The sequence below is a fragment of the Bdellovibrionota bacterium genome, assembly GCA_040386775.1.
Classification (GTDB): domain Bacteria; phylum Bdellovibrionota; class Bdellovibrionia; order Bdellovibrionales; family JAEYZS01; genus JAEYZS01.
On record JAZKEU010000016.1, the window covers coordinates 61,266 to 81,684 of the forward strand.

Annotated in this window: 15 protein-coding genes and 1 other RNA gene; 8 read left to right on the forward strand and 8 right to left on the reverse strand. The window is 38.5% G+C overall.

Features of this window, described 5'->3' with window-relative positions:
- Positions 1–20: 20 nt before the first annotated feature.
- From ssrS to V4596_09725, 4 genes are all read right to left on the reverse strand, one after another.
- Positions 21–197: non-coding RNA, 6S RNA (ssrS, locus tag V4596_09710), on the reverse strand.
- A 472-nt stretch (positions 198–669) separates the two neighbouring features.
- On the reverse strand, positions 670–999 hold the full coding sequence (locus V4596_09715) for a hypothetical protein (protein ID MES2769409.1): 330 nt from the start codon (positions 997–999) through the stop codon (positions 670–672).
- Between the two features lie 93 nt (positions 1,000–1,092).
- On the reverse strand, positions 1,093–2,196 hold the full coding sequence (locus tag V4596_09720) for a hypothetical protein (GenBank protein ID MES2769410.1): 1,104 nt from the start codon (positions 2,194–2,196) through the stop codon (positions 1,093–1,095).
- On the reverse strand, positions 2,193–3,290 hold the full coding sequence (locus V4596_09725; protein MES2769411.1) for a hypothetical protein: 1,098 nt from the start codon (positions 3,288–3,290) through the stop codon (positions 2,193–2,195). The genes V4596_09720 and V4596_09725 overlap by 4 nt, the downstream gene beginning before the upstream one ends.
- A 279-nt stretch (positions 3,291–3,569) precedes the next feature.
- Between V4596_09725 and V4596_09730 the strand changes: the two genes are divergently transcribed.
- The 4 genes from V4596_09730 (at position 3,570) to V4596_09745 (ending at position 12,257) form a co-directional block, all read left to right on the forward strand.
- Positions 3,570–4,874, forward strand: a complete 1,305-nt coding sequence (locus V4596_09730; protein ID MES2769412.1) for a hypothetical protein — start codon at positions 3,570–3,572, stop codon at positions 4,872–4,874.
- Positions 4,875–4,958: 84 nt separating this feature from the next.
- Positions 4,959–7,661, forward strand: a complete 2,703-nt coding sequence (locus V4596_09735; protein MES2769413.1) for a PBP1A family penicillin-binding protein — start codon at positions 4,959–4,961, stop codon at positions 7,659–7,661.
- Positions 7,654–10,467, forward strand: a complete 2,814-nt coding sequence (gene uvrA, locus V4596_09740; protein ID MES2769414.1) for an excinuclease ABC subunit UvrA — start codon at positions 7,654–7,656, stop codon at positions 10,465–10,467. The genes V4596_09735 and uvrA overlap by 8 nt, the downstream gene beginning before the upstream one ends.
- 71 nt (positions 10,468–10,538) lie before the next feature.
- Entirely contained in the window at positions 10,539–12,257 is a 1,719-nt protein-coding gene (locus tag V4596_09745; GenBank protein ID MES2769415.1) for an ATP-binding cassette domain-containing protein, read from the forward strand.
- Here the strand turns inward: V4596_09745 and V4596_09750 are convergent.
- A complete protein-coding gene (locus V4596_09750; protein MES2769416.1) occupies positions 12,254–12,922 on the reverse strand; it encodes a transposase in 669 nt (222 codons plus the stop codon). The genes V4596_09745 and V4596_09750 overlap by 4 nt on opposite strands.
- Before the next feature lie 231 nt (positions 12,923–13,153).
- On the opposite strand from V4596_09750, the gene V4596_09755 reads away from it, so the two are divergent.
- The 4 genes from V4596_09755 to V4596_09770 all read left to right on the forward strand — a co-directional run bounded on the left by V4596_09755 (position 13,154) and on the right by V4596_09770 (position 18,039).
- Positions 13,154–14,707 carry a sigma 54-interacting transcriptional regulator gene (locus tag V4596_09755; protein MES2769417.1) on the forward strand — a complete coding sequence of 518 codons (1,554 nt, stop codon included), beginning with the start codon at positions 13,154–13,156 and terminating at the stop codon, positions 14,705–14,707.
- 243 nt (positions 14,708–14,950) lie between these two features.
- On the forward strand, positions 14,951–15,865 hold the full coding sequence (locus V4596_09760) for a hypothetical protein (GenBank protein ID MES2769418.1): 915 nt from the start codon (positions 14,951–14,953) through the stop codon (positions 15,863–15,865).
- A gap of 108 nt (positions 15,866–15,973) precedes the next feature.
- Complete coding sequence (locus V4596_09765; protein ID MES2769419.1) at positions 15,974–17,017, forward strand: phosphotransferase; 1,044 nt, start codon at positions 15,974–15,976, stop codon at positions 17,015–17,017.
- A 26-nt stretch (positions 17,018–17,043) separates the two neighbouring features.
- A complete protein-coding gene (locus V4596_09770) occupies positions 17,044–18,039 on the forward strand; it encodes an NDP-sugar synthase (protein MES2769420.1) in 996 nt (331 codons plus the stop codon).
- Here the strand turns inward: V4596_09770 and V4596_09775 are convergent.
- The 3 genes from V4596_09775 to V4596_09785 form a co-directional block, all read right to left on the reverse strand.
- The gene (locus tag V4596_09775) at positions 18,036–19,058 is read right to left on the reverse strand and encodes a class I SAM-dependent methyltransferase (GenBank protein MES2769421.1); all 1,023 of its coding nucleotides are present in this window, start codon (positions 19,056–19,058) and stop codon (positions 18,036–18,038) included. The two genes, V4596_09770 and V4596_09775, sit on opposite strands and share 4 nt — an antisense overlap.
- A gap of 146 nt (positions 19,059–19,204) precedes the next feature.
- Positions 19,205–19,774 (reverse strand): DUF6036 family nucleotidyltransferase, encoded by a 570-nt coding sequence (locus V4596_09780; GenBank protein MES2769422.1) that lies wholly within the window; start codon positions 19,772–19,774, stop codon positions 19,205–19,207.
- Positions 19,767–20,381: a hypothetical protein gene (locus tag V4596_09785; GenBank protein MES2769423.1), complete on the reverse strand. Its 615-nt coding sequence runs from the start codon at positions 20,379–20,381 to the stop codon at positions 19,767–19,769. The genes V4596_09780 and V4596_09785 overlap by 8 nt, the downstream gene beginning before the upstream one ends.
- Between the last annotated feature and the right edge of the window lie 38 nt (positions 20,382–20,419).

Here is a 20,419-nt window from a genome sequence, read left to right on the forward strand (position 1 = left end):
GAGGGAGTGTCAATTACAAAAAAAAAGATGGCCTGCAGTTATCTAGAATAACGACCCGTTTTAAAAAAGTGGTAGGCTGTGTAGCGACTTTAGGCTTCTCAATACAAGTTGAGCTTGCTCACCATCGCTAAGAACTGCCCCCTATATTATTAAATCTTGTAGGGTCGTTTATTGCTATAACAACAAACCATCTAATAACACTATAATACCACCGATTCTCGGACAGACAAATAAAACTATTTGTGAAAACGCAAAAATATTTCTTATGGCGATTTATACATTTTTAGAGAGGAAAATCCTTATATGTGACAAGATGTAGCTAATAGTCGAGCGTTGACTTATCGAAAAAAATTATTTTCTTGCCAAAGATTTTTGGCTCATAACTTGCTAAGGAGCTTTAGATCACTAAAGATTGGTGTACCAAATGTTTTGCAGAGACCAAACAGAACCTATAATCAGGCAAACGAAACCTAAATATCTATGGCTTACAAAGTTTGCGTGAAGATTTTTTGGCAATCGCTCTTCTGCCAATTTCATGAAAAATTCTGAATTCAAAACAAGCGTCATGATCAGGCCATAGCCAAAAACGAAATAAGGAAAAATCATATCGAGTTCTTTGTGTGTCATACATATTTATCGGGTTTTTGCGGATTGTCTTTATAGGAGGACTTATTTTGAACCGCGACTTGCAGGGCTTAAATTATCTTCCCCAACCTCAATAAAATCTCCAGCCCTTCCGCCCGCTTTGACTTCCTTAAATCCTCCCGCTGGTCTTCTTGATTTAATGGGTCCAGCTTTGCGTTTTGGAGCTTCGTGGATCGACAAAACAGGAATTGCCGGTTGAGCGGTGGGTATTTTGGGCTGTACTAATAACCCATCATTATGAATGTAATCGTCGTTATAGTAAGAGCCGTCGTTATGGGATTGCCCTCGCACGTTGGATTGTGCTCCCGATGAGATGGAATATAAAAATATGAATATCGAAACAATGATCTTCATAATCACTTATCGGCTGGAAATCTCAAAACTAGACTATGGGTAACTGGGCTATAGTTGAAATATTAATTGTCTCATTATGAGACACTTCCAAGATCAGTAGATACTAGAAAGAAGGAGGTCTATCTCCTCCATGGCATCAATAGCAATAAAAATTTCCGTATAAAGAATTATGAGATGGGCCTGCAAGGCATATGTTATTTCCACTTGCTCACCTGCATCGCATTTGGTGGTGATGGGCTTTAGCTCTTCAATACTATCCAATCCAAACGTAAGAACCATAGGATGTAATGCTCTTTCTAGATTTAAAACAATTCTCTCATTGATAATTTTTTTATCTAAAAGCCATTTTTTATTTTCACGCAGGGCTTTTGTATAAATTTGATAGAGAGACTGCCCCAACAAAGACATCTCCGCAATGTTCTTACAAAGCTCCGCTTGCTCCTCTTCTTTTAATTTTCCAACCATAGAGGAATATTTTTTAATAACCTCTGTATTGGCGGCCAAGAAACCTCGTTGAAAATTATTGCTGAGTGGTTCAAATCCACCCTTTAAAGTTTTGGTTAAGATTGAAAAGCTACTTGTAATTACGGTTTGAATTGTAATCGCGTTTTTTTCTCCAAAATCCAGAGCATGCAAATATTCGTGCAACATAACGCCTAAGATTTCTTTATATAAAGAATCCTGAGGAATGGTTTTTAGTTGATAAAAGCTAATGCAAATGGGACTACCAATCTTAAACTCTTTGATCGACGCATAACCATGGGGTTTGTCCTGAGATGCGCATGGTCCGTCTTTTTTGATTATAATTTCTGAGGCCTTGACGATTTTTTCGAAAGCACGCCTTAAGGGCGCCGGTCTTTCTTTCATCGAATACATCTCATGGTCTTCGATTTCTTTATCGATTTGGGCTCTCTCTTCTTCGGGGACTAACTCTGTAAGTTTATTTTTGAAAGCGCGTAGTAGAATTTTTTTTTCTTTGTTTGAAACACTCTCTATAAAATAGAGATCTAAAATAGAATTTACCGCTTTTGGAAGATCTTCTATTACCTCAAGGTAGGTATCCTCGATTTCTTTATCCGTACTGAATACGGTATTGCCACCGCCGCTATCTTGGCCGCCCTGAACTACGCTTTTATTTTCCGTTTTTGAGCAGGAAATTATGGTGATTGAGAATAACAATAAAACTAAATATTTCATTTTTTATCCTCTGTGCCGTTTGAAAAATACATTTTAAAAAGATTGGTGTCCTTTTGTTTATGCAGCTCAATGGTTTTTCTAAAGGATTCCATTCCGATTAATATCGAATCGATATCTCCCTTATCCAGAGTTTCAGCTACTGGATTTTCACAAAAACCATAATAGTCACTCGAGGCTGCTCCCAGTTGAGTTTCAACAAAAATCTTTTGAGCATACAGGCAATAAGAACTGCGTTGAGCAGGGTTGATATCGTAATTGTAGCAATCAGGACTTTTATTTATACGCGCTAATTTTAATTCATATTTTAAAATATTTATATCCATCTTATAGGAATACACTCTCTTTGCTTCCATTAACGAACACAGCTCAACTTTGTCTGGAGATGTGAGTGGAGTTTTTCGAATCAAAGATTCTATCTTGCTGGCAAGAGATTCCATATCGTCATAATTATAATACTCAGCCAAGAGGCCACCATCACTCTCTAAAATAGAAGCAATGATGTTATACAGCGGTTTTAAATTTTGTATAAAAAGATCGGTCAGCAACCTGGACTCTTCCGCGTTCAAACCCAATTCTAAAAGATGTGCGGACAACAATTGCACACTCATTTTTTCTCTTACGATTTCTATGGACTTGCTGCTCAAATGATCTTCAGGGGCAAATTCTTTATCCGCTAAAATTTCTAGGTACGTTTTTGAATGGTCTTTCTTTGCGAGATTAACTTTATCCATGTAATGTTGCATTCCGAAGAGCAGACGGTTTATTTCTGTATCGTCGTACTCGTTCTCATCGAACTCCACATTGTTTATTAAGGCTGTTCGTCCTTTTTCCAATAGTGACTTCAAATTCCCATCGCTTACCGATTGAATGAAAGATTCCGAAAATAGCATGGCATACATTGCGCGAATATCTTCTTTGGCTATATGAAATATCAGCGCGATGTCATCCAAAGAATTCTTTTTTTCCGCGGCGATTGTGGCCTCTGAATCTATCACTTTTGTATTTGTTGTCTTAGAGCACGAAATAAAAAACACCGAAATCAATCCGGAGATCAAAATAATTTGAACTGAATTTCTTAATGATCTTAAAAGCATAAAGGTCTTTATGCATCTCCGATGCCAGCTAAAAATCCTTCATTTCAAATGTATTCCATTTAAAGCAACGGCAGAGCGCTAAAAAGGAAAACCTTACATAAAAGATGTTTAAAATCGTCACCTTAGCTCATAACGAAAAGGACTTTTTTGGTCCAGAAAAGCTTTGAATCTATTTAGCTTCTAGAGCTTCGAGTATATGATTGAAGGAGGTCGAATATTTTATTTATCAAAGACTTAAGTCTGGCTCATTTTGAGCCGATATATATTTTGAGGTTCAATATGAAATTTTATATTTTGGTTTTAGTATTAGTAATTATTAATTTTGCAAATGGTTTTGTAAAAGCTGAAGAGAAAAAAAGCGACGATAGTGCGACGGCCCTCGCTGCTCTTTTAAGTAAAAATAATGACGATGCTTGTTCTGCCTACGGTGCACAATCTCAAGAAGTGAAATGGAATGATTCATCGATCCCCGCTATAGATGTCTGTCAAAATACGATTTCGTGTGCCAATGCTTACGAGGAATACACAGATGCTTCCACTAGTCAAAAAACTGAAAACAAAGACCTTCAAAAAGAAATTGATGAACTGAAAAATGACCTGCAAGAAGCGACCTCATCAAAGGCTGAAAAACTCAATGGGATTAACGATGAAATTATAAAAGCCTCGCAAGCTTTGGAACAAACAAAGAGTGACTTAAACGAAGAATACATAAAGCACGACGAAGAAACTCAGAAGTTAGTCGATGAACTGGAATCAAAAAGTAAGGCCAAGGCAACTGAGCGCACTACCCTTATAACAACTAAAAAAGACCAGCTCGAAAGAAATGCGCTGCTATTACTTCAAGAATCTTACAAAAAATGCCATAACGATTCGAAAGAATTCCATAAAAACTTAGTTGCGGAAAACAAGGCTATTGCAAGTGTCGGTAACACAGGAAAAAGCAAACAATCTGCTAGATCAAATAAAAAGTTAAAAGAGGAAACGTATGCTAAATATAACGATTGCCTCAAGAGCGCCGCAAGCTCCGTGAATAATCAAAAAACAACAACTCAGGAAGAAATGGCAGATCAACTTACAAAAATAAATACTGAGCTTGAGTCCATCAATAAAGAACTTGCCGTTTTGGTTCAAAAAACAAATCCTCAAAAACTAGCACAATTTACGCAAAGACAAACAACCGCCGAAAATATTTACAAACAAACCGCTGAACAAAAAGATCGCGAAAAAAAAACCATAGAAGAATCCACACAGCAAAAGGTACAACTTTTAAGCCAGCAAATTGCAGCCAAAGAATCTGAACAAATTTCCATCAAAGACAAAAAAGCTAACACTGCAAATTCTGCAAAAGATAAACGGGCTAAGAAAGACAGAAAAGCTAAGGATGACGAGTCTGAAGACAGCGAACTGGTGGATAAACTCTATGGCGCTCAGGCGGCTTGCTGCAATATGGCCGCACCCAAAGATAAGAGATTGATTGCTTTATTCCCACAAGTAGCAAAAAAAGTGAATCAAAAGACTCCGAGTCCAAATCTCTGCAATGACAAGCGGGTTAAGACTGGCAGCGGAAACTCGTCTAACAAATAACCTCTCGGCGCACCGCTTCGAGTTTTCATTTAAAACAACGTAAACATACCTTTTTCATCTCATAGGGGTTACACTTAAACCCTTATGAGTAAACTAAAAAAACTGATCACCATTGCTATAGGCGGATTCTTCTTATTCATCGTTGCGATTGCTCTCTTTCTTGTCTACGTGACATCATCGCTCCCAAAGCTCGTTACGGTGCAAGATTACGAACCCCTTGTCGTAAGCGAAGTCTTTGATCGCAACAATCAGAAGATTGGTGAGTTCTTTAGAGAGCGTAGAACTATTGTATCCTACGACAAAATTCCCAAGAAAATGGTTGAAGCCTACATCGCCGCTGAAGACTCAAGTTTCTTTGAACACGGTGGAGTTAACTTCTTAGCAATTGGTCGCGCTTTCTTTGTAAACTTAAAAGCCGGAAGGACGGTTCAGGGTGGATCGACAATCACTCAGCAAACTGCAAAGACAATTCTTCTGTCTTCAGAGAAAACTTACATCAGAAAAATCAAAGACGTTTTGCTCGCTTACAAGATGGAAGAAAATCTTTCTAAGCAAGATATCTTGTATCTTTACTTGAACCAAATTTATTTGGGTCAAGGCGCTTATGGTGTAGCAGAAGCCGCAAAAGTTTATTACCGAAAAAATCTAGATCAATTAACGATCGGCGAGATCGCAATGCTTGCGGGGCTACCTCAGGCTCCCTCTCGTTACTCTCCGGTTTACCAGCCTGTGAGAGCGAAAGAAAGACAGATCTATGTTCTCAATCGAATGGCTGAAGAAGGGTATATCACCAAAGATGAAGCCAAAAAAATCATTGCGGAGCCCGTCACAGTTTACATCCGAAAGAATTATACGGAAGAAGCTCCGTTCTTCTTGGAGACTGTAAGACAGCATCTTGTAAAAACTTTGGGTGAAGATCAGGTTTTAAATAAAGGCTTAAAAATTCATACGTCTCTTGATATTGAACTGCAAAAGAAAGCTCAGCTCGATGTGCAGAATGGTTTAAGAGAACTCGACAAGCGCCAGGGTTATCGCGGTGCAGTTAAAAATATTGCAGATACAAAAGAGGTTGCAGATTTTTTACTCAAAACCCGAAACGAACTTATCGATCAAAAATATCAAAAGCGCGTTATCAATGTCGATGGCACAACCGACGCCCCGGGCGCACTGAAGTTCGAAAAGGTTCCCGGTCAAAAAAATATTCCTGATTATCTTTCTCAAAATCAAATTGTGGAAGGAATTGTGATCAAGGTGGATGACGTTCTGGGATTGGTGCAGGTTCGTTTTGCGGAAAGCAAAGGGATCATCGATCTCGAGACCATGCTCTGGGCAAGAAAACCGAACCCTGAGGAAAACTACGCACAAAATGACATCAAAATTCCTTCTGAAGCCTTGAAGCAAGGTGATATCGTTAAGGTGAAAATCGTTGGCGAAACCTTCTCTTCTTCTCGATTGAATGAAGACCTCGCAAAAAAGAAAAAAGCTCAAGGCAAGAATTATAAACCGCCTGATGATCTACCGGACTTCAAGCAGTACGCAAGACTTGAACTTGAGCAAGAGCCTCTCGTTGAAGGCTCTTTGATTTCTTTCGGTTTGAATTCAAAACATGTTTTAGCCCTTGTGGGTGGTTATGATTTTCAAAAATCAGAATTCAATCGCGCTCTTCAGGCTGCAAGACAATCTGGTTCATCTTTTAAACCTATCGTTTATGCCGCAGGCCTTGATCATGGTTTTGCACCCAACAGCGTGTTGATGGATGCGCCCGTAGTTTACGAAGAAGCCGTTGAAGGGTCTGAAGGCCAAGCCAACATGGATGAAGTTAAAAAATGGAAGCCTGGCAACTATGATTCTAAATTCGGCGGAGACATTCTACTTAGAACGGCATTGATTAAATCAAAAAATATTCCAACAATTAAAATTTTAGAAAAAGTCGGCGTTAACAGCGTCGCAACTTATGCTCGGAGACTTGGAATATTTAGTCCACTAAATCTAGATCTTTCTATTGGCCTCGGGTCTAGCGGTACTACTCTATATGAAATGACAAAGGTCTATGCCACTTTTGCCAACCAAGGAATGAGATTTAAACCTGTATTCATTTTGTATGTTCAAAGTCAAAGCGGACAAAACTTATTAGAAAACGTAACCCTTGATGCAAGATTTGAGAGCGAGCTCAGACAAATCGATGATAACTTCGAAGCAGAAAGACAAACTGCTCTTCCGATCTTAAAAGGGAGCGACGAAGCCGCAAAGAAAAGAATCCAACCGATTTATTTTGATAATCCAGACCAACTTATATCTCCCCAAACTTCTTACCTTATGAACAGTCTCTTAACGGGCGTTATCGCGGAACCTGGTGGAACCGGTGGCGCCGCGAGATCTCTTGGAAAAATTGTTGCGGGTAAAACAGGAACCACTAACGGTTACTACGATGCTTGGTTTATCGGATACACTCCGCAAATCGCAACTGGCGTTTGGGTAGGATTTGATAACGAAAAAACTTTGGGCAAAGGTGAAACTGGCGGTCGCGCGGCACTTCCTATTTGGATCAACTACATGCATGCAGCGCTGAAAGATTTTCCATCAAAACCTTTTGATGTTCCACAAGGAATTGTATTTGTATCTATTGATAGTGAAACAGGCAAGCTCGCATCTAGCAATTCTGGAACCGTCATTCGCCAAGCATTCTTAGAGGGGACTGAGCCATCGGCTCAAGCCAACAGTGGAACTCAAAGCCCTGCTGGGCAGGACGAGAGAACTGACTTCTTTAAAGAGGACCTCAATGAATGAAGTTAAAAAAATATTACCAGTAAAGAATATCAAGCTCCGCGGCGTACGCCAAAACAATCTTAAGAACATCGACATTGATATTCCTCTCGGATCTTTTACGGTTGTTTGCGGACCCTCGGGTTCGGGAAAGTCTTCTTTAGCATTTGAAACTCTATACGCCGAAGGGCAACGCCGTTACATCGAAAGTCTTTCTTCTTATGCCAGACAATTCCTCAATAAATCTCCGCAGCCCGATCTCGATGACATTGAGAATATTCCACCCGCTATTGCCATTGAACAAAAAAATACAGTTAAGACTTCAAGATCTACCGTAGGAACTGTAACGGAAGTTATCGACTTCCTGAGATTACTTTTTGAAAAATTAGGAATTCCTTTTTGTCCAAATGGCCACGGAATTATTAAATCAGAAAGTGTATCTTCCTCCGTTGATCATTTAATCAGAGATTTTGATGGAGAACGTGGATACATCCTTGCTCCTATTACCGCTGAGGGTCGCGTGGCTGAAGGAAAAAAACTTTTAAGCCTTCTCATTCAAGAGGGGTTCATTAGAATTTTTTACAAGAAGGAAATGAAGGAAATTAACGCTAAAACAAATCTTCCAAAAGAAGATTTCTTCTTGGTCATCGATAGAACTTCTTTTTCCAAAGACGAACGCGGAAGAATCGCAGATTCATTAAACCAAGCTTACAGCGCTTCAAAAAGATTAAATAAAAACTACACCGGCGGTCACGCAAGGGTTCAAGCACTTTCGGGTAAAGAGCTAAAATTCTCTGAAGAGATGTCCTGCAATGAATGTGAATTTACTTTCCCACCAATTTCTTCAAGGCTCTTTAATTTTTCTTCTCCCATTGGAGCATGTTCGAATTGTAACGGGTTTGGAAATACTTTGGATCTCGATGAGAGAAAAATTATCCCCAATCCTACAAAAAGTTTAATCGAAGGCTGCATCCATCCTTTTGCAATGCCTTCTGCCACGCAAGATAGAAAAGAATTAAAAAAATTCTGCACTAAATACGATATCGACATGAATGTAGCCTGGGAGGATCTTCCTGCCAAACAAAGAAAGATGATTTGGGACGGGACAAAAGAATTCTACGGCGTGAAAGGCCTGTTCACCTGGCTCGAAACAAAAAAATATAAAATGCACGTCAGAGTATTTCTTGCAAGATTTAAATCCGCAGAGATTTGCAAGGTGTGCAAAGGCACGCGCTTAAAACCTGAAGTGCAACATATTTTAATTCATGAAAAATCCATCACGGACATGTCACAAATGACCGTAGAAGATCTATTAGAATTATTAAAAAGTTTAACTCTTACAAAACAACAAAAAGAAACCACGGCAGAGGTTTTGAAACAATTGATCGCGCGCCTTGGATTTATGATGGACGTTGGGGTGAATTACCTGAGTATGGATCGCCCCACGCGAACTCTTTCTGGCGGAGAATATCAAAGAATCAATCTCGCAAACCAACTCGGCATGGGATTATCGCAAACACTTTATGTGCTTGATGAACCTACGGTGGGGTTACATCCGAGTGATAATGATCGTTTAATTAAAATTTTAAAAGATTTAAAAAATTTAGGAAACACCCTTGTTGTTGTAGAACATGACAAAGAGGTCATCAGAGAGAGTGATCGCGTAATCGAAATGGGTCCAGGCTCTGGTCATCTTGGCGGTGAAGTTCTATTCCAAGGAACAAAGCTGGATTTCTTGGAGAAAAAAGATTCCCTCACCGCTCATTACTTAAGAGATGAACAATCTAAGAAAGTGATCATCAATCCTCGACCTGTGGATCTTGATTCTTACAAATATAAAATCGAGCTTCAGGGCTGCAAAGGACATAATCTCAAAAATGTCGATGCCACTTTTCCTTTGAGAAGATTCGTGGTCATAACGGGAGTTTCTGGTTCAGGAAAATCATCTTTGATTTCACAAACTCTGTACCCTGCAATTGAGCAGAATATCACGGGCGAGAGACAAGAAATCCTCGAATACAAAAAGATTTCTGGAATCGACGAGATCAGCAACGTTATTTTTATTGATCAAAAACCTATCGGCAAAAGCTCAAGAAGCAATCCTGCCTCCTACATGAAGGTATTTGATGAAATTAGAAATATTTTCTCTTCTACCGATGATGCGAAAGAGCGCGGATTAACTCCCGGCTACTTCAGCTTGAATGTCGAGGGCGGAAGATGCCCAGATTGCAATGGCGAAGGTCATCAGGTGATTGACATGGCCTTTATGGATGATGTGATCCTCACTTGCGAAACTTGCGAAGGCAAACGCTACAGAAAAGAAGCGCTAGATATTGAGTATCGTGGAAAAAGCATTAACGATGTTTTAAATATGACCGTCCTTGAGGCAATGAACTTCTTTGTAAATTATCCGCAAATCAGAAGATCATTGATGTACCTCAAAGAAGTTGGCCTTGATTACCTCCGGTTAGGCCAAAGCGCGCCAACTCTTTCTGGTGGTGAATCACAAAGATTAAAAATCGCAAAAGAACTTACAAAGTCTCAGCAAAACAATACTCTTTACATCCTGGATGAACCCACAACGGGTTTGCATCCCAGAGAGATTGAATTTTTGCTTCAAGTGTTAAATAAACTCATAGATGCCGGCGGATCAGTCATCGTGATTGAACACAACATTGATGTAATCAAGCAAGCAGACTTTGTAATCGAGATTGGCCCACAAGGCGGAAAAAAAGGTGGAAAAATTCTCTTCGCCGGAGCTCCCGAGGATCTCTCTAAGAAGAAAAACTGCCCAACCGCCCCCTACTTAAAGCCCTACTTCGAAAGGTGAGCCGCACCTTTTCCAAAGGTTTGCGTTATAAGAATGGACTACTTAACATTTATTGAATATTTTGAGGACAGATGAACGAACTCAGGAAAATTTGGCCCTACATTAAACCTTATAGAAACGGTTACATTGTTGTGATCTTGCTCGGACTTATTATGTCTGCTTGTGATACGGCTGTCGCTGCCTTGATCAAGCCCCTTTTTGACGAAGTCTTTACTAATAAAAATAACCAATTAAAACTTTATCTGAGTGCTTCTATTGTTGGTGTTTATTTCGTTCATGGTATTGCAAGATTCTTTCATGCCACGCAGATCAAAATGATCGTGGAATACATTACTGCTAGCCTTAGAATGGCTCTTCAGAAAAAATTCATGCGCTTGAATCTAAATTATCATGCCGCCAATCCTCCAGCAGTTTCTCTGAGCAAAGCTTTTAACGATGTGGGTAACGTTCAATACGGTTTATGGAAGTTGGCGGATTTGGTAAGAGAGCCAATTTCTATTCTTTTCCTGCTTGCGTGGATTTTGTATATCGACTGGCAACTCACGATTATGATCTTTGTCGTAATTCCCATTATGATAAAATTCCTAAAGCAAGTTGGAAGAAGTGCGAGAAAGTACGGACATCTTCAACAAAAAGAATTTGAGAATGTGATGACCGCTTACAAGGAATCCTTGGACGGCTTAAGAATTGTTCAGTCTTATAACCTCGAAAAATTTACTGAAAAAAAACTTCTCACTACGATCACCAAATATTTAGATCTTAGAAAAATCATCTTGAACCGCGAAGAGATCGCAGGTCCTGTGACCGAACTTTTAGGCGCTCTCACTTTTGCAGCGGTACTTTATTATAAGGCTACTCAGGTGATCGAAGGCAAGGGAACCACGGGGGACTTTATGTCTTACCTAGCGGCTCTTGCCTTTATCCAAAAGCCCATCAAAAATTTGCAAGATGCTTATGTTAGATTCCAAAACATGATCGTTGCCGTCGGGCGCGTGGACGAAGTTTTAAGAGATACGAACGAAGTTCCGCAATCAGCAAATCCAAAACCTTTCCCGAAAGATTTTTCTCAAATCCAATTCAAAAACATCAGCTTTAACTACACAAAAGAACAAACGCTTTTAAAGGGCATTAATCTCAGCATTAAAAAGGGCGAGATCGTAGCGCTCGTAGGAGAAAGTGGATCTGGAAAATCAACTCTAGTGAACTTGCTAGAAAGATTTTATGACCCTACACAAGGAGAAATTTTTGTTGGAGATATTCCTCTGAATGAAATTGATCTTTCTGACCTTAGAAAAAACATTGCGCTTGTAACTCAAGATGTATTTCTTTTTGATGATACAGTTTCAGAAAACATTCGCACTGGGAACACCGAAGTTGAAAGCATCAGCGTAGAAGAATCTGCAAAAATGGCCAACGCTTTTGACTTTATTTCTAAATCCAATAACAAATTCGAAAGCAAAGCGGGCGACCGCGGATCAAGGTTTTCGGGTGGCGAAAAGCAAAGGCTCTCCATTGCCAGAGCAATATATAAAAACGCACCCGTCCTTATTCTAGATGAGGCCACTAGCGCTCTGGATTCCAAAAGTGAACAAGAAGTACAAAAAGGCCTAGAGCAACTTATGAAAGGCAGAACCGTATTTGTCATCGCCCATCGCCTTTCCACGATCATCAATGCCGACAGAATCGTAGTCATGAAAAATGGCGAGATCGCCGAAGTCGGAACCCACAGTGAACTCCTCACAAAAAAAGGCGCCTACTACAACTTCTACCAACTCCAAGCCATGTCCTAAAGGTGAGCCGCACCTTTTCCAAAGGTTTGCGTCAAATATGGATCTAAATTTATTAAGAAATCTTTTGAGTCTTTAGGGAATTTAAAGTTTCCGTTCTTTTTTAGACTCTTCCCTATTTTTTCTTCTAGTTCTGCTGGGGATGGTTGGTTTAACCAAGCTATTAGTTCTTTAGAAGTTTCAGGAATATGCTGCTCGTGACTTACCTTCTTTTCCAAGCGGTATTTAAAGTTTACATTTGTGAGCGTGCTCCACTTGTAATCCAAAACATTTTTTGTAATTCCGGCCTTCACTGGATTTCTATATAGATACTTATACAGAATAGCGTAAACATCCGTCCTATCTGCGATTGTCCAGCCGTAGGGCCCACCATAGACGTGGTTTATTCTCTCACTAGCCAGGCCAATTCCCTTACTTGTTTGAGTCATAAAATATCCCATCGCCTTATCTAGATTAGAATTCGGCGTAGAAATCAGCGCATGAAAATGATTATTCATTAATACAAATGAATGAATCTTGATATCGTATCGGATAGTTATCTCATTCAAATAATGATTAAATATATTCCAACAATCTGCGATCGGCAGAGGGAAGGAGTCTTTATTATTAGCTCTCGCCCATACATGATAAGCGTGCACATCTGATTTTATAATTTTTTTTCTAGCCATGCCCCTCTACTAAAGCAAAAATGGAACTTCGCTTAGACCTGCGTAATTTTCATCTGAGCATTTTCTGCTACCGAAATCCGTATTTTTGACTGGATTCTGAAGGAAAGGTGCGGCTCACCTTTTCTTGTCTCAAGGTGAGACGCATTCAAAAAATTTTAAAGTTGTATATTATTTTGACGATAAGTTTTTAGACAGTCTTGTTTACTAATTATTCACTTTGGGAGAGATCGAATGATCAATTGGGATGAGTTTGAACATATACACGTAATTAAAAAACTAAAACACATTCTTAGTGCTTGGTGGAATGTGGATACTGTTTTTACGGATGATCGTGGCGTACTGAGAGGCTTTCAAAATGAAAAAGTCGCTCTAAGAAACCCACTGGTTAAGTTCCTTTTGGAAAAAGAAAATGTAGTTGAGAATTTAACTGAGTTCGTAAACAAAACAATGGAAGAGCTCAGAGCTTCTGGAAATAGATATTCTATCAAAAAATGGGATCTTGCGGGTTTTGATGCAGCTATCGTTCCTATTTATATCGAAAATGATTTTGTTGGAACTGTGGTTTCGGTTGGCTTCTTTAAAGACAACGCAGACACAGATAGACTAAAGGAAGTAAGAGAGAGATTTGCGACATTTGCAGCTCCCTTAGACCTTATTGAAAAATCATTAACATCAATCAAGAGCATCAAAGACGAAGATAGACAGCATTTCTTTGAACTTGTAGAGTTGGTTGCTCAAGAGATCGTGACTCTTCATTTAGAAATTTCATCACGTGAAAATAGAATTACAGAGTTAAACAAAGAATTAGGCGTGAGATACAAATACGACAACATGATTGGTAAGTCTAAGCCTATGCAAGAACTCTACTCTCTTCTTGATAAAATCAAGAGCGCGGAAAGTACAGTTCTCGTACAAGGTGAAAACGGTACTGGTAAGGAATTGATCGCAAAAGCCATTCACTACAATTCTCCTCGTAAAGATAAGTCTTTCGTGATTCAGAACTGTTCTGCTTTCAACGATAACTTATTAGAGTCAGAATTATTCGGTCACGTAAAAGGATCGTTCACTGGCGCGTTTAAAGATAAAAAAGGTTTATTTGAACAAGCCCACAAAGGCACATTCTTCCTGGATGAGATCGGTGACACTTCACCAACGATGCAAGTAAAACTTCTTCGCGTACTTCAAGAAGGTACCTTCACTCCAGTAGGTTCTACGGAACCAAGACGCGTGGATGTTAGAATCATCGCGGCGACGAATAGAGACCTTAAAGAGATGGTAGAAAAAGGAACGTTCAGAGAAGACTTATACTATCGCTTGAACGTTATTAACTTAAGAGTTCCACCTTTAAGAGAAAGAAAAGAAGATATTCCAATCCTTATTGAACACTTCTTGGACAAGTCTCATGTTGAAGGACAAGAAAAGAAAATTATCACCAAGCGTGCATTAGAAAAACTTTATGACCACACTTGGCCAGGTAACATCAGAGAGTTGCAAAACGAAATCGAAAGATTGGTAGTTCTTGCCGGTAGCGAAACAAAGATCGCAGCCGAAATGCTCTCTGGAAGAATTATGGAAGATGCGAACAAGGCAAAGGTTCAAGGCACAAGACTTCAAGGGAAGTTAAAAGATGCCCTTGAAGAACTTGAAATTGAAATGATCAGAGAAGGCTTAAGAAGAACAGGCTGGAACAAGTCAAAACTTGCGAAGGAACTTGGTATCTCAAGAGCAGGTCTCATCATGAAAGTCGAAAAATACGGACTCGATAAGAGAAGATTAGCAAAATAACGCAACCCTTTGGAAAAGGTGCGGCTCACCTTTTCTTGTAATCACTTCAAAAAATATTAAAAGTTCGGCACTTAGAAGGCCGAACTTTCTTTTTTTGTAATTCCAACAAATTCATTATTTCATATTAATATCGATACCTTATAAGATACGCATGTGCCCTTTTTTTACACTTAAAAATAGGCACGGCATTTGTATTATACAGATCCGTTACTAGAAGTAAGATCGCTTAGGGTGGAAAAACGGATGAATATTTTCGAAGCTACTACAAAGGTTTCTAAAATCGCAGAACAAAAATATGGATGCTCTGTAGAGTTTGTTTATTTTGGTCAGAATGCTGATCATAATGATGATTCTTACAACTCCGTCTTTGAAACCATTCAAAGAAATGTAGGCGCACAATTTGTAATTGCCAAAGGCGCGATCCTTGTTCCTGTTTATGTTGATGGAGAAATTTTTGGCTCTATCGTGATCAAAGATGGAATGAACGTTGATCCTCTAAACTTCGAAGACCTACATATTTTTCTCGATACTACTCTTAAAGATTTCATCATTAAAAAAGAAAAATTAAGAAGAATAAAAATCGAAGAATCCATTATCAAAGCAAACAAGATGAAGGAAAGCTCGAGCAACGTCATTCCGCTTTTCAAAAACATGAACGATGATATCGTTCTTTCATTGACTCGAAGTTACGAAGAAAAAACTACAGACATCGAAACTAAAAACGACAAGGTGTGGAGATCCGCACTTTTCTTGACGGGTGGCGATTATACGCAAACAAGAGCCATCGCACACGACATCCATTCACTACTAAATCGAAACGCATTTGTTCCTTATAGTGTTTTAGAAATGAATTCTCCAAGGTTTTCTGAAAATCTGCCAAGTTTGGGGAGAATTTCTATCTACATTCCGGAAATTCTAGATTTATCTCAAAACGAGGCTGCTGAAATCTTCAACTTCATTAAAAATCTCTCAAGTAGAGAACATCCATTCTTTATTATTTCTTCACAAAAATCTTTTGATGAAATTCAGAAAGAAGCCCTTCTAGACCCGGAGCTTATCAGTGCACTTAAGTTGTTCCACTTGGAGTTCCAAGGTAAGTCCAATCTTAAAGACTTTTACAGTCTTTTATTGCTAGACCCAGAAACTCAACATCAGTAATCACGTTCTTGCGGACTCTGTCTGATCACCCATTTTCGTCTTGTTTTTGCTCTCTCCTTCTGTCAGCATAATAACTGGCAAAATATCTTTAGGGAATGAGACGGAAAAATGACTTTAATCACAGACGACAAAGTTCAAGAGCTTAAGTTTTATGGATTTGTTTCCAAGACTCTTGGCAATACTCCATTTCAGATCTTTCAGCTCGCTGGCGACGCTTCTAATCGCAAATATTACCGCGTGGTAACAGAAGACAAGTCTTGGGTTCTGATGGACTGGGAACCCTTTAGCGAGAACGTAGATGACTATCCATTGTTGAGCGTCCTTAAGCATTTTGAAAAACACAACATTCATACTCCAAAGATCGTCGCCAAATCTCCAAAAGAAGGACTTCTTATGCAGGAAGACCTGGGCGATTTGACTTTAGAAAGAAAGTTTTGGGAAAATCAAAATCAAGAAGCCATCATTCCTTTCTACAAGCAGGCTCTGGACGAAATCATAAAGATCCACTACCCCGCATCTCTAGATAAAACAAACTGCCATGCTTTTAAAATTGCCTTTGATACAGAAAAACTTTTGTGGGAAATGAACTACGCTTACAAAAACCTCTTAGAAGGTTTGTGCGAAATCAAATTCACCACAAACGAAAGCAAAGAACTCCAAGCTGACTTTGTTGATATTTGTAAAACTCTCGATAAAGAAGAAAAATTTATTTCACACAGAGATTATCATTCGAGAAATCTTATGATTAAACTTGGAAAAATGAGAGTGATTGATTTCCAGGACGCGAGACTTGGTCCGGTCCAGTATGATTTAGTGAGCTTACTTAAAGACTCTTATGTGGATCTTGACCCTAATATTTCTGAAAAGCTTTTAAAATATTACTTAGAAGAAAGAGCAAAAATTTATAAGCCCATTGAAGATCTTAAGCATTTCAATTACATTTATGAAATTCAAAGCATCCAAAGATGCTTTAAAGCTTGCGGAAGTTTTTCTAGTTTCTTTGTGGCCAGAAAAGATACAAGGTATCTAAAGTACATTCATAATACATTGCTCAAGGTTAAAGATAGTTTAGAAAAAAATCCTAAGTACGAAAACTTCTTAACAATTCTATCTGATCATAAAGTGTTTGATAAACATTTCACTGATAGCTAGGCCAAATACCCAAGAGGGTCTTTAAGATGAACTTACAAATTTTATCCGCAGGACTTGGCACAAGATTAAAGCCTATAACCGAGAAAATTCCAAAGCCAGCTCTTCCGATTTTGAATGTGCCAATGTTTTTTTATTCCCTTCATTATTTTGATAAGAAGAATTTTAATAATATCGTTGTGAATACTTTCCACTTAGAAAATGAATTGCAAAAGACTCTCTCAAAATTCGATCCAGATCTTAAATTCGTAAGTGACGGGAAAGAGGTTCTCGGAACTGGGGGCGGAATAGAGAGTGTGCGCCCAAGCCTTGAGGGTGACGATTACTTCTGGGTTGCGAATGGTGATTGTGTATTCTTGTCGGATGACAATTTTGTTGAGCTTGCGGAAAAGAATCATAAGTTAAAAAAACCGATCGCTACCCTCGTTGTTATGGAACATCCTGATGTTGGAACAAAGTTCGGCGGTGTTTGGGTGGATAACGAGGATCGAGTTCTCGATATCGGCAAAACAAAGCCCGCCAATGCAACAAAGGGCTATCACTTTACTGGCTTTAGAATTTTATCTGATGAAATTTTTAAATTTCTACCGCAAGGTCCTTCTGAGCTTTTTGATTCTCTAAAGACTGCGATGCGAGAAGGTCATCAGGTTCATATCTATAAAACTACCGGGCATTTTTTTGAGACGGGAAATCAAAAAGATTTTCTAGATTGCACTAAGAGCGTGCTGAGGTTCTTAAAAGAAAAAAGATATTCTAATTTCTTAACTTCATTATTAAAAAAATACACTCCTGAAAGCCGTTTGAATGATTTGTCCATTGATCTAAAACTTCCGCCGCACGATAACCTCGAATATCTATTTGTCGATAAAAATTTTACTCTTTTTAATGACTGCACACTTGAAGGGTTTTTAGTTGTCGGAAAGAATGCCGTGATCAAGGAGCGCTGCTCTCTAAAAAACGTTGTCATCCTTGATGATCAAATCATTGCCGAGAATTCCGAAATTTCTGATACGATTATTTTTTAGAGTTTTTTATAAGACAAAGCCTTAGTTAAAAACCCAATTCTTTTGCGAGTAAGCTCGGCGCCCATTGGAACAATATTTTCCATCGGGTTATCGATATAGTTCTTGTAGAATGGTTCGTGGAAGTCTTTTGGAAATTCCTGAATTGTCCAATTTAACTTTGGGTCGTCATTCATCTGCAATGAATCTACAATTCCCATGTATCCATCTTTTTTAAGAACTCTTAGAGACTCTGCAACAACTTTCTCACGCACCTCTTTAGGCAACTCATGGAATAAGTAAACGCTGTAGACAGCATCGAAAGTTTCGTCTTTAAAATGGAGATCTTCACCAAGGCCTTGAACAAAGTTAATACTAGGATACTTTTTTAAATTTTCTTGCGCCGTTTTTAAGTATGTTGGGCTAAGATCAAGGCATGTGATCTTTGCTTCTGGAAAAGTTTTTAAAACAGAGTCGGTTGCACTTCCCGTTCCAACGGCGATTTCGAGAATATTGAGCTTCTTGTTGGATCTCGTACCGAAGTGTCTTTTCATGTCTTTTAAAAAGAGCCTTCTCATCGCATGAGCTGTGCCTTTAAAAAGCAATTCCACCTGATGATCGTAGATTTGCGCAGAGGTTTCGCCGAGATATCCGTCCGTTTGAAAATGGAAATTTCGTTGATAGTATTCTGGAAGATCTTCTGCAAATTTCTGGGCTTCTTTAGAAAAGCTTTTAGTTTTTTTATTGATTCTTCTGTAAGCGACTTTCAACACATCCAAATAAACTTTTTGAAGATTCTTGAAGTGCACAAACGGATTTCCAGGAGCAAGAACGCTGGCAGGATAAATATTTTCTTCGATACACTGAGAATCGTATTCAAAAAGCTTATCTACAGACTTCGTCAGATAATCAATATCAGCCTGAGTAACGGGATAACGATTCTTTTTATTTTTTAAGAGATAATTCACTCCAATTAGCGGAAGTGATTCTACAAAGTAAACGCCAGATCTTAGATGTTGATATGCTTTAAGTATCTTTTCCATAAGGTATTTTTAACTCAAAATATTTTAATTTCCATCATAAATGAGGACTTTTGACTAAATATTAAAGAGCTACCAGGTTGGGTTGTTTCAATTGTAATTAACGCGAATTGGAAGTTTCTGCGGCTAACGCATGCTTTCAATGGGACTTAGCCTTTGCCTCGCTTCTTGTGGCCGATAGAGCTTTCGTGTTTATCAGCAATTTTTGCTCCATAGTTTTCTTCTATGACAAGAAGATAGTCGCTAATTAAAGTATCTCTATCACCCGTAATGTGGTTCATTTCGGTAAGAAATCTATTAAGTAAGTTTTTGTTAGAAATTTTGTTGTGATGAATAAGGTGCTTAATATCATCACGATCTTTACCGAAACAACGAGGAATTTTCATTAGTACAATATCAGAGGGGTCTGGAACTAGAATATTTAAATATTTTAATGAAAGTTCTCGGTATTGAACAAATCGATCCTCCATCCCGTGGGGTCCTTCTGCAACTGTAGATGTTGATAGCGGAACTTGAAATCCTACTTTCTGCTCTGCCTTTTCCCATGCAACTTCCAACTCGCGAGATATAGTTGCGTAGGTATCTACGTCTATAGTCGCCCTCGGGCTAAGATACTTTACAACTACTGCTGCGCCTCCAATTAGAATTAGATCTGTCTTTTGGGTTAAATTTTTATCAGCTTCAATAATTATCTGATCAAGTATTTTTTTATTAAACAAATTTTTCCCACTTTCTAAATCGTGTAAAATAATCTTCTAGCGAGCCAAAAGAAAAAACATTCCATTTTTTTCCTACTAAATTATTCTTTGATTTTAGGACCTCTAAAGCTCTACGAGAAGGTTTTTCCTTGCTCATGTATAAAGGTAAAAAATTCTTTTCGTAAAAAGAATTTGTAAATTCGTTTATATTTTTATTTTTTCTGTATTCAGCTCCTAATTCCAAATAAAAGCCAAGAAGTTGATATAAATACTCTGCATCCATTTGAGCTAACAATCGAGCCCTGTTAAATAGTTTAAAATTCTTCAGCAAAAAGAACGGCATAACTGAGTCGAGCAACCCATCATCTTTAGAAAATTTCAGACCCCACTTTGTGGTTTCTTCTAAGCTCATTGTTACAGGCACTGACTTGTCATATAAAAGAGGTGCTTTATAATAGGCTAGGTGATTACAAACACTTTCGTAATCAGGTGTTTTCCCAACGACCGCCAATTCGACATTCAATACAACGGAAACTTTTTCCAAGGTATTCCCCTCAAAATTTTCTCCATGTAAGAAATTATACAAAGACGTGCGAGAAACCCCAGCCTTCTCTGCAAGGGATTTCATTCCATAAACTTTCATCATGTCTTTTAGCAAATCTAACT